Genomic DNA, 9,123 nt, shown 5'->3' on the forward strand with positions numbered 1-9,123 from the left:
ATTTTAGCAAATGGAGAGAATTCTTGTCCATTAAGAAATGTTACAAATTACATGGGTACATTAAGAAAAGTTAAGCGGGTGCATCCATTGATGGATAAGGGTTTTCGGCTATTGTAGTATATATGTATGGGGAAAGTTCAGTTATACAGCGATAATACTGGTTTACCCGTCGATCTCTACACGGAAGAAGAAGTGGAAGAAAAAACGGAAGAAGTCTTCCGCCACATCCGGCGAGTTTATCCGAGTCTGCCTTCGCCTTATTACAGTGCGGCTGCCTAGATTCTGGACTGTCCATATTTCGCTTTTCCGAAGTTGCTGATTTTAGCTCTAATAATCACCACCGTTCCTAAATATTTGGGCTCTCCTCGACTTTGTGTGATAATCAGTGCTGATCATTCTTAGGAGTCTTGCCAGACAAGGCTTTAAAGACTATGTTTCCAGAAAATTAGGCTCTTCTAGGTTCTGTGTGATAAGTTTAACTTACATAGGATCGATCTTTGTGTCCTCTGTGTCTCTGTGGTTCCCTCCACTCCCTCGCCAGCAGGACTGTATCTCAGAATACATTTTACCCACCAAATCCAAAAGAGCCGAAAATTATCGGCCTTTGTTGATCGTTTAAGTCCCATTAAGAATAAATAGGGTCTTTTTCCAGCAATCCTAGCAATTTTTGCATTTTAATCCAAGCTCTTCTCATTTGCCAGAATTTACTTTTTTGCATGGCGGCTATTTTACTGTCAGCTTCTCGATAATCCAATTGGGTTTTTTGCAATTCTTGTTGCAATTCTTGCTCATTAATTTCTAATTGTTTAATTCGTTCTCTGGCCCGTTCCAACTGAGCGAATATATCGACTCTTAAGGTGACCAAAGCAGCAAAAATGGCTTGGATATTTTGGGAGTAAAGTTGGGGATGATTATCAAAAAGTTGGGTATAGGAATAAATATATTGTTCTGCGGTCATTGAGCGACTCATAGAAGCAGCTTTTTGCCGATAGAAAAATAACACTTCCGGGATACGATAGACTTCTCGACCTAATTCGATCAGAGATAACCAAAAATCGTGATCTTCCCAACCATAAATTAAATTAGTATTATAGCCCCCCACAGTTTCCCAATCAGATTTCCGAAACAAACCGGAGCAAAATATCATATTATCTACTAATATATCGGGAAATTTATACTCAGGCAGCGGCCAAGTTCCTTGTTTATCCCCAAAATACTCCGCTTCGCAATAAACTATCCCTAATTGCTGATTACCTTCTAGCAAAGTAACCGCTTTTTCTAGATAGGAATCGGCAATTTTATCATCGGCATCAAGGGGAAGAATATAGGTTCCTTGTCCTTGGGCAATTCCTAGATTTCTCGCTGTGGCAACCCCTTGATTTTCTGTGCGGATGATCCGGGTTTTTGGCTGTTGATAATCTTGTAAAATCTCGATGGTTTCCGGTTCTGTGGAGCCATCATCAATGACAAGGATTTCAAAATCTTGGTATGTTTGTACCAAAATAGATGCGATCGCATCATCGAGATAGGAACCTTGATTATAGCAAGGAATAATTACGGAAACTTGAGGAGCATGACTCATTGGGGGCAATTCTCTCCCACTCGGGCAAAAACTAGGTTATCAATAGCTTATCCCAAAAGTTCCCCTTTCTCATTTTTCTACGTCGAGGAAGTGTTGATATCCCCACTCGCAATTTCGGGATAGTAGGACATATTATGGATAAATCCTTAAATTATTCTAATTGCTAGACAAAATCACCCAATTGGGTGATCCCCGTGAGGGAAGTATCTCTTTTTAATAGAGGATAAGTTATTCAATAATCCGATTATCGTTACAAATGATACTTAATCATGGAAGCTCATCAACAAAAACAACTCCGCCTTTTTCTCTTGGAAAAATTAGCAATTTCCCCCCGTTCCCTCGATATGGCCCTGCGTCTCTGTGAAGCATCGGTGGGTTCATTACCGATGGTTTTATGGCAGTACGGGTTAATCGATTTGTCGCAATTGAATCAAGTTTTTGACTGGATGGAAACTGTCTAATTATTTTCCAATAATAGTTCGTTAATTATCATTTTTATTAAGAGAACTGACCAATCCCCAGAGCGGCAATTTATTTAATTTTATCCCCCTGGATTAAGTCGCGTTAAGGTTTACCATAGCCGAAAACCTCACCTTTGCTGGCACTAATTAAACTGGCTATCATCCGCTATTCCCCCCGTTTTAATTCGAGATTTATCTGGTCTAACATAATAATTTATCCACTTGATCGCCTTTTTGCTTGTCATGACAGTAAGATAGGAAGAAATTAGTCATCGACTATATGGAACTCTTTCAGCGCAGGATAAAAGTTAAGATTTTCGTGGCTAGGACGACTGAGTTTAATCAGGGCAAACCGTTGGGAGGGTGGCAATTTTTGCCATTGTTCTAAACTAATTTCGATCTGGAATTCTCGGGCTTTTTCTAGGACTGTATCGGGAATCTGGCTATCATCTAGCCAAGGAGGATGGGGATCTATCGCTAGTTCTCCCGGGGGAGTGCCAGTTTTTTCGGTGATTAATTTTTGCAGAAAATCTCGATAGATTTTGGCTTCTGCTGCCGTCGTACAAGCCATATTAACTAATACCATTCTTTCTGGTTGAGTTAACTGCATCCAATGGGATAATTTTAATTTAACTCCACAGGTATCTAGTTTCATTCTTACGGTCATCGGGATACAACGTAAGGAGTCAACAAATTCGGACTCAAATTCAAAAAAGGTGGTCATATAATTTTATCGGTTTAGTAACTGGGCTCTTCTAGGTTCTGTGTGATAAGTTTAATTGACATAGGATCGATCGATCTTTGTGTCCTTTGTGTCTTTGTGGTTCGTTCCACCCCCTCGCTAGGATAAATGTATCTTAAAATACATTTTACCCACCAAAGCTGGGAGAGCCGTAACTGGGCAAAATGTTATTTTTGTTGAATCAAATCGTCTCTATATTGCTGACTAGAAATGAGAATTTTCTCTAGTTCCTGCCATTGTTCTCCTGCAATATAGTCAATAATTTGATCAAGATTTTGCCGATAATTTGCCAAGGTTATCAATAAAGCTTGACGATTGTATTGAGCCATCATTAAACCTAATTCGGGATTGCCACCACCGACGCGACTGGTATCGCGAAAACCAGAACTAGCTAAATTTTCCGCTAATTCGCGAATATTCGGGTCTTGTTCTTGCGCGCAAGCTTGGATTAAACTGGTACTAATCATTACTGGCAGATGGGAAATCCAGGCCACGGCTCGATCGTGTTCTTCGGGGGAGGAATAGTAAATTTTACAGCCTAACTTGTGTACTATTTTAGTTAGGATTTCTAGGGCAAAGTTAGGGGTAGATTCAAGGGGAGTAATCAGATAGGGGGTATTGACAAATAAACCCAATTGTGCTGCATTAATTCCCTGTTCGGTTTTCCCGGCCATAGGATGACTACCGACAAAATTGGGCCACAATTGACTACAATTGGCGACGATTGCCCCTTTAACCGATCCCACATCGGTGACAATGGCTTGGGGTTTTAAATAGGGAGTTAATTTGTGCAAAGTTGGCACAATTAAATGTATGGGAGTACAGATAAAGATTAAATCGGCAGTAGCCAATAATTCTAAACTGGTGCTGGATTCGTCTACCACTCCTTTTTCTACGGCGATATCACAGGTGGATTGTTGACGGGAAACTCCCAAAACCTTATAAGCTTGTGATCGAAAATCTAACCCCAAGGAACCACCGATTAAGCCCAGTCCGATAATGCCAATATTCATTAGTTTTACTCAAAGATAATTTCGTCTTCCACTCGCCAAGCGGGATCAACAATGCACAAAAAAACTAAGGGTTCCTCCCCACAATTATGAATATATTGTTTAGCCAGAGGAGGTATATAAATGGCAGCACCGACGGTCACTAATTGCACTTCCTCATCGATGTGCATTTCCCCTTGTCCTTGCAGAATATAATAAACCTCCGCAGTTTTTAAAGCGTGGGGAGTAGAAGTTTCCCCCACATCTACCTGGGCATGGGCTAAACTATAACGTAGATTTAACGGCTGTTTATCGGGATGCAATAACTCCCGTAATCGGGTATGATCACCGGCGATGAATTCCTCACATTCGAGCAGTTTTCTGATTAACATAGTAAAATTAGACCTCGAAGATTGTTTTTATTTTATCATTGAGTTAAAGACTAAAGACTAATAGCCGTTATCATAGAAATATTCAGCATCGCCAGAATTAACGAATGACTTGGTTAGAACATAGTGTACAAGTAGAAGTGGACGCGCCGATCGATCTGGTTTGGGAGCTCTGGTCAGATTTAGAACAAATGCCCCACTGGATGAAATGGATCGAATCGGTGAAAATTCTCGAGGAGGAGCCAGAGCTTTCCCGTTGGAAGTTAGCCAGTGGTGGTTTAGAATTTACTTGGTTGTCACGGATACTGAAAATTGTCCCCCATCAGATGATTCAATGGGAATCCGTGGACGGGTTGCCTAACCGCGGGGCAATTCGTTTTTATGACCGTCATGGTAGGAGTATTGTGCGACTGACAGCAGCCTATGCTATACCTGGTTGGTTAGGAAAATTGATGGATAATCTTTTCCTCGGTCGAGTGGTAGAATCAACCCTGCAAGCCGATCTAGAGCGTTTTCGCCTTTATGCGCTCAATATTGTCAATAATACACCGCCAAGGTGAGGTAATCATTAGCAGTAAGCTGTTGACTATCTAAAACACTTGTTAAGACTGTCTATGAACAAGGAGAGGTGGGTAGCATTTGTACTAAAATTTCCCGTGCGCGGTTTTAAGGCAGTACAGCTTATTGCTGACTACGGACGACCGACTCCCCAAAACGGAAACTTTCTACCTCACCATGAAGATAACTGCCATAAGATTTAAGAGACTGTTTAGCAATAAACTGGATAGACTCGCTTGACAAAATTTTTTTAGACAGATATTAGAGTTCTTGCATAATTAATTTTCGAGAGTGCAAAAATGAGAAAAATAGACATAAAATTGCATAAAATCTCTAAATAGAGCATTTAATTGATTAATGCTCATTCTTAATTCTCCTGACTCCTGACTACTGGCGCCTGACTCCTCACCTAAGGTCAGATTTTTGATTTTTGCAAGAGGTCTATTGCACACAATTCTTGCTCTTCGGCCAATTTAGTGGCCTTAAGTGCCTTAACTTCCCCTAAACTAGGGGAAAAACAACTTAAACTGGGGTATGAAGTCATTACCGTCGCCGCCGGTTTCCCGACCACAGTTAATCCCACTTTTAAAATCAGCTAATTCCCGTCTTTTTAGACGTTAAATTACCCGGTTATGACCTCGACATCGAGCAGCTAGAACCGGCCTTGTCAGAGAAGACTAAAGCGATTATGATCGCTCATAAGCTGTTAAGCATTTAAATTGCTTGTTGAGACGAGGCAAGAGGCAAGAGGCAACAGTAAAGGGATTGGGGGAGATTCGGCTAATCTTAAGAATAAGTGCTTTAAATGCGTCTTAGCTTACCCTGGGAAATCGGTTTAATTTAGAAGCGGTGATGGCTTTTGCTGAAAAACATCACCTCTGGGTAGTTGAGGATAACTGTGATGCGGTAGGAAGTCTCTATAATCAGGGTTTTATCCCTAGAAAAGTCCCCGTTTACTTAATAAAGAAAATTGGACAAATTTATATAATAATGCTTGGTAGTGAAGCTTCTCAATAATTGACCCCCCATGACTTGGTTATATAAAACCCCCGGTATTCCCGATGAACTGTTTGAACGTTTGCCCGGGATTCCCTTGAGTAAACGCGAGGTGAGATTATTGATGATTTCCGCTTTGCGGTTAGGTGATGGGGGGGTTTTCTGGGATATCGGCGCAGGAACCGGCACTATTCCCGTTGAAATTGGCTTATTATGCCCCAATAGTCCGATTATTGCCATTGAAAGGGATGAAGAAGTGGCCAGTTTAATCCGCCGTAATTGCGATCGCTTCGGGGTAAAAAATGTTACGGTTTTTGAAGGCAGCGCCCCGGATTGTCTGCCCAATATATCCCTAGCACCCGATCGCGTCTGTATCGAGGGCGGCAAACCGATTAAATCGGTCCTGCAAGAAGTGTGGCAATACCTGAAACCCAACGGCCGCATCGTGGCCACGGCCAATAACTTAGAAACCCTCTATCAATTTTCCGAAGGCTTTTCTAATTTACAGGCGCGTAATATCGAGATTGTCCAAGCGGCAGTAAATCGCCTAGAAACTAGGGGTATTCACCAAATTTTTGCCGCCGTTGATCCCATGTTTATCCTGAGCGGCGATAAACTTTAATTGTGGATAACCTTCCATAAAGTTTTCTTAATCTATATAATTAAAACAATGCCGCCTAACTTTTCTGGATTAACCATGCCTTGGCCACGCATTGTCAGCGCTATTTTTGCTATTGCCTTCGCACTGGGAATTATTATCGTTGGGGGTTGGTATTTCACCCTCGGCATCGGTGTTATCGTCTTTTTGGGACAATTAGAGTATTTTCGCTTAGTTCGCGCCAAAGGCATTGAACCGGCCGCTAAAACCACTCTCGTAGTTTCACAATTACTACTGCTGACGGCAACTATGGCAGCCCCCCTCACCGATGCCATGTTTCCCCTGGCCGGGGCGTTAATTTGTTTTTATCTGCTCTTTCAGCCAAAAATGGCGACAATTGCCGACATTTCCACCTCAATTCTCGGTCTGTTTTACGGTGGTTACTTACCCAGTTATTGGATTCGTTTACGGGTCGGTTTTTCCCCGGAAAGTAGTCCCGTGGCCATGGCCAGTAACTTACCCCTGATGGGATATTGGCCGGAATCGTGGATGGAACCGAAATTATTCCCGGCCGCTTTGACGGTGACTTTTCTGGCCTTCGGTTGCATTTGGGCCGCCGATATCGGAGCCTATATCATGGGAAAATGGTTAGGAAAAACCAGTTTATCGCTGATTAGTCCCAAAAAAACCGTGGAAGGTTCCTTTTTTGGCATTTTAGGCAGTATAGCGGTGGCCGAGGTGGGTGCTTGGTATTTAGATTGGCCCTATTGGCAGCTGACGGGCCTAATTTTGGGCCTATTAATTGGTATTGTCAGTTTATTGGGCGATTTGACCGAATCGATGATGAAACGCGATGCCGGGGTCAAGGATTCCGGACAGTTAATCCCCGGTCACGGTGGTATACTCGATCGCACTGATAGTTATGTCTTCACCGCTCCCCTAGTATATTATTTCGTCACTTTACTGCTGCCCTTGTTGCGTTAGTAATTTGTATCTTCTCCAAGTGCTAGATTAAAGATTAAACCCAAATTTGCGATTATGTCAGCAGTCGTCCATCCCCGGGGTAAAGTTTATCTTCTCGGCGCGGGAATCGGTCAGAGCAGTTTTCTCACCCTGCAAGCGCGAGCAATTTTAGCCACGGCCGAGGTTTTGCTGTATGATGCCCTAGTGGATAGTCAAATCTTCTCCCTAGTGCCGAAAACCTGTGTTTTAGTCGATGTTGGCAAACGGGGGGGACAACCCGGGGCCGAGCAGAATCAGATTAATCGGATACTGGTTAATTATTGTCAAGAGGGAAAACGAGTTATTCGGCTTAAAAGTGGTGATCCGGGGGTTTTTGGGCGAGTATATCCTGAAATGTTGGCCCTAAAGCAGGCTGACTGTGATTTTGAACTGATAACCGGTATTTCCTCCGCTTTAGCCGCTCCTTTATTGGCTGGAATTCCCCTGACGGAAAAGGATATTAGTCGCTGTTTTGCGGTCTTGAGCGCTCACGATCCCGAGTCTCTCGATTGGTCAGCTTTAGCTAAAATTGATACGCTGGTGCTATTGATGGCCGGTCAGTCTTTAGGGCAAATTATCGAGAAATTATACCAAAATGGGCGTAATATTGACGACTCGATCGCTATTATCCGTCAGGCGGGACGCAAGGATCAACAAATTTGGCGCGGCACTTTAGAAAATATTCTCGCTCAAACCGCCGGGGTGTCCCTCTCACCCTCTATTATGGTCATTGGTCAAGTTGTGGATCTGGCGATTATGTCCTCTCCCCCACCCCTAGGCGGTAAAACTATTGTTATTACCCGTGCCGCCGAGCAAACGAGTCAATTTAGCGAAATTTTGCAAAATCAAGGTGCAGAAGTCCTAGAAATGCCCGCTTTAGAGATTCGTCCCCCCGACCGTTGGCAAGGTTTAGACGATGCCATCGCTCAGTTACAAGAGTTTGATTGGCTGATTTTAACTTCTGCCAATGCTGTTAATTTTTTCTTTGATCGCTTGACATTTTGGGGAAAAGATGCTAGGGCTTTAGCGACTGTAAAAATCGCCGTGGTGGGCAAAAAAACCAGCCAAGTTTTGCACTCACGAGGATTAAAAGCGGATTTTATCCCGGGGGATTTTGTCGCCGATGCCTTGGTAAACGAGTTTCCCGACCCGATTAAGGGTCAAAAATTCCTCTTTCCTCGCGTGGAAACGGGAGGGAGAGAGATATTAGTTAAGGAATTAACGGCCAAAGCCGGTCAGGTGACGGAAGTGGCCGCATATTATTCCGGATGTCCGGCACGCATGGATAGTGGCATCTGGGAAGCGTTTCGAGATGGGAAAGTCGATATAGTCACCTTTGCCAGTTCCAAAACCGTCCAGAATTTTTATCAGTTATTGCGACAAGAAACGGCAGAATTATCGGTTAATTCCCTCTTAGAAAAAGTTTGTCTGGCTTCTATCGGTCCGCAAACTTCAAAAACCTGTCAAGAGTTATTTGGTCGTGTTGATATCGAGGCGCGAGAATATACCCTAGAAGGATTGACTAGCGCTTTAATCGAGTGGAGTAAGACCTGACATCCTCGCCGCCGTATTTGCGGCAGCCGGGGTTGGGAGGATCAAAGCCCCCCTTATCAAGCTATCCATTAGTCAGATCTTTCTTAACAAAAAGAGAAGAAACTTAAAAAGAGGGGAAACGATTGATAGGTATAGTTTTGAAAGAAGGAATTAAGGTGGAGGTAAGCAAAAAAATGGAGAAATGGGCAGCCCAAGAATTACAGTATGCAGACCTAGGGGACACCAGAAGAAAGAAAAGGTTAATCAGTATCG

The 9,123-nt window shown here is 43.0% G+C and carries 15 protein-coding genes; 10 read left to right on the plus strand and 5 right to left on the minus strand.

Features of this window, described 5'->3' with window-relative positions:
- Nucleotides 1–126 precede the first annotated feature (126 nt).
- On the plus strand, nucleotides 127–279 hold the full coding sequence (locus ACE1AQ_RS08750) for a hypothetical protein (RefSeq protein WP_172456672.1): 153 nt from the start codon (nucleotides 127–129) through the stop codon (nucleotides 277–279).
- Nucleotides 280–625: 346 nt separating this feature from the next.
- Here the strand turns inward: ACE1AQ_RS08750 and ACE1AQ_RS08755 are convergent, their stop codons facing one another.
- Entirely contained in the window at nucleotides 626–1,582 is a 957-nt protein-coding gene (locus ACE1AQ_RS08755) for a glycosyltransferase (RefSeq protein ID WP_110546049.1), read from the minus strand.
- A gap of 269 nt (nucleotides 1,583–1,851) precedes the next feature.
- Here ACE1AQ_RS08755 and ACE1AQ_RS08760 point away from each other — a divergent pair, with 269 nt between their 5' ends.
- Nucleotides 1,852–2,043 (plus strand): DUF2949 domain-containing protein, encoded by a 192-nt coding sequence (locus ACE1AQ_RS08760; RefSeq protein ID WP_008200383.1) that lies wholly within the window; start codon nucleotides 1,852–1,854, stop codon nucleotides 2,041–2,043.
- A gap of 265 nt (nucleotides 2,044–2,308) precedes the next feature.
- Here ACE1AQ_RS08760 and ACE1AQ_RS08765 read toward each other — a convergent pair whose 3' ends face one another.
- From ACE1AQ_RS08765 to ACE1AQ_RS08775, 3 genes are all read right to left on the minus strand, one after another.
- Nucleotides 2,309–2,767, minus strand: coding sequence for a nitrate reductase associated protein (locus tag ACE1AQ_RS08765; protein ID WP_008200385.1), 459 nt, complete (start codon nucleotides 2,765–2,767; stop codon nucleotides 2,309–2,311).
- A 185-nt stretch (nucleotides 2,768–2,952) separates the two neighbouring features.
- Nucleotides 2,953–3,798, minus strand: coding sequence for a prephenate/arogenate dehydrogenase (locus tag ACE1AQ_RS08770; RefSeq protein WP_008200387.1), 846 nt, complete (start codon nucleotides 3,796–3,798; stop codon nucleotides 2,953–2,955).
- A gap of 5 nt (nucleotides 3,799–3,803) precedes the next feature.
- On the minus strand, nucleotides 3,804–4,166 hold the full coding sequence (locus ACE1AQ_RS08775) for a cupin domain-containing protein (protein ID WP_008200389.1): 363 nt from the start codon (nucleotides 4,164–4,166) through the stop codon (nucleotides 3,804–3,806).
- Between the two features lie 104 nt (nucleotides 4,167–4,270).
- Here ACE1AQ_RS08775 and ACE1AQ_RS08780 point away from each other — a divergent pair, with 104 nt between their 5' ends.
- Nucleotides 4,271–4,723, plus strand: a complete 453-nt coding sequence (locus ACE1AQ_RS08780) for an SRPBCC family protein (protein ID WP_002737629.1) — start codon at nucleotides 4,271–4,273, stop codon at nucleotides 4,721–4,723.
- A gap of 54 nt (nucleotides 4,724–4,777) precedes the next feature.
- Nucleotides 4,778–4,924 (plus strand): hypothetical protein, encoded by a 147-nt coding sequence (locus ACE1AQ_RS08785; RefSeq protein ID WP_157221737.1) that lies wholly within the window; start codon nucleotides 4,778–4,780, stop codon nucleotides 4,922–4,924.
- 212 nt (nucleotides 4,925–5,136) lie between these two features.
- Here ACE1AQ_RS08785 and ACE1AQ_RS08790 read toward each other — a convergent pair whose 3' ends face one another.
- A complete protein-coding gene (locus ACE1AQ_RS08790; protein WP_374705129.1) occupies nucleotides 5,137–5,304 on the minus strand; it encodes a hypothetical protein in 168 nt (55 codons plus the stop codon).
- A gap of 60 nt (nucleotides 5,305–5,364) precedes the next feature.
- Between ACE1AQ_RS08790 and ACE1AQ_RS08795 the strand changes: the two genes are divergently transcribed.
- The 6 genes from ACE1AQ_RS08795 to ACE1AQ_RS08820 all read left to right on the plus strand — a co-directional run.
- Nucleotides 5,365–5,439 carry a hypothetical protein gene (locus ACE1AQ_RS08795; protein WP_253257798.1) on the plus strand — a complete coding sequence of 25 codons (75 nt, stop codon included), beginning with the start codon at nucleotides 5,365–5,367 and terminating at the stop codon, nucleotides 5,437–5,439.
- A gap of 104 nt (nucleotides 5,440–5,543) precedes the next feature.
- A complete protein-coding gene (locus ACE1AQ_RS08800; protein WP_255348752.1) occupies nucleotides 5,544–5,738 on the plus strand; it encodes a DegT/DnrJ/EryC1/StrS family aminotransferase in 195 nt (64 codons plus the stop codon).
- Nucleotides 5,739–5,748: 10 nt separating this feature from the next.
- On the plus strand, nucleotides 5,749–6,339 hold the full coding sequence (gene cbiT / locus ACE1AQ_RS08805; protein WP_008200401.1) for a precorrin-6Y C5,15-methyltransferase subunit CbiT: 591 nt from the start codon (nucleotides 5,749–5,751) through the stop codon (nucleotides 6,337–6,339).
- Between the two features lie 48 nt (nucleotides 6,340–6,387).
- Nucleotides 6,388–7,299, plus strand: coding sequence for a phosphatidate cytidylyltransferase (locus ACE1AQ_RS08810; RefSeq protein WP_008200403.1), 912 nt, complete (start codon nucleotides 6,388–6,390; stop codon nucleotides 7,297–7,299).
- A gap of 54 nt (nucleotides 7,300–7,353) precedes the next feature.
- Nucleotides 7,354–8,871: a uroporphyrinogen-III C-methyltransferase gene (cobA, locus tag ACE1AQ_RS08815; RefSeq protein WP_106909922.1), complete on the plus strand. Its 1,518-nt coding sequence runs from the start codon at nucleotides 7,354–7,356 to the stop codon at nucleotides 8,869–8,871.
- A 173-nt stretch (nucleotides 8,872–9,044) separates the two neighbouring features.
- Nucleotides 9,045–9,123 (plus strand): transposase DNA-binding-containing protein (locus tag ACE1AQ_RS08820; protein ID WP_141705471.1); only part of this gene is annotated, 79 nt, incomplete at its 3' end.

This window comes from Microcystis sp. BLCC-F209, from assembly GCF_041928595.1.
Classification (GTDB): domain Bacteria; phylum Cyanobacteriota; class Cyanobacteriia; order Cyanobacteriales; family Microcystaceae; genus Microcystis.

What these genes read in the sequence shown, in the direction of transcription:
- ACE1AQ_RS08750 (WP_172456672.1), top strand. Translation starts at nt 127, where the DNA reads ATGGGGAAAGTTCAGTTATACAGCGATAATACTGGTTTACCCGTCGAT.
- ACE1AQ_RS08755 (WP_110546049.1), bottom strand. Translation starts at nt 1,582, where the DNA reads ATGAGTCATGCTCCTCAAGTTTCCGTAATTATTCCTTGCTATAATCAA.
- ACE1AQ_RS08760 (WP_008200383.1), top strand. Translation starts at nt 1,852, where the DNA reads ATGGAAGCTCATCAACAAAAACAACTCCGCCTTTTTCTCTTGGAAAAA.
- ACE1AQ_RS08765 (WP_008200385.1), bottom strand. Translation starts at nt 2,767, where the DNA reads ATGACCACCTTTTTTGAATTTGAGTCCGAATTTGTTGACTCCTTACGT.
- ACE1AQ_RS08770 (WP_008200387.1), bottom strand. Translation starts at nt 3,798, where the DNA reads ATGAATATTGGCATTATCGGACTGGGCTTAATCGGTGGTTCCTTGGGG.
- ACE1AQ_RS08775 (WP_008200389.1), bottom strand. Translation starts at nt 4,166, where the DNA reads ATGTTAATCAGAAAACTGCTCGAATGTGAGGAATTCATCGCCGGTGAT.
- ACE1AQ_RS08780 (WP_002737629.1), top strand. Translation starts at nt 4,271, where the DNA reads ATGACTTGGTTAGAACATAGTGTACAAGTAGAAGTGGACGCGCCGATC.
- ACE1AQ_RS08785 (WP_157221737.1), top strand. Translation starts at nt 4,778, where the DNA reads ATGAACAAGGAGAGGTGGGTAGCATTTGTACTAAAATTTCCCGTGCGC.
- cbiT (WP_008200401.1), top strand. Translation starts at nt 5,749, where the DNA reads ATGACTTGGTTATATAAAACCCCCGGTATTCCCGATGAACTGTTTGAA.
- ACE1AQ_RS08810 (WP_008200403.1), top strand. Translation starts at nt 6,388, where the DNA reads ATGCCGCCTAACTTTTCTGGATTAACCATGCCTTGGCCACGCATTGTC.
- cobA (WP_106909922.1), top strand. Translation starts at nt 7,354, where the DNA reads ATGTCAGCAGTCGTCCATCCCCGGGGTAAAGTTTATCTTCTCGGCGCG.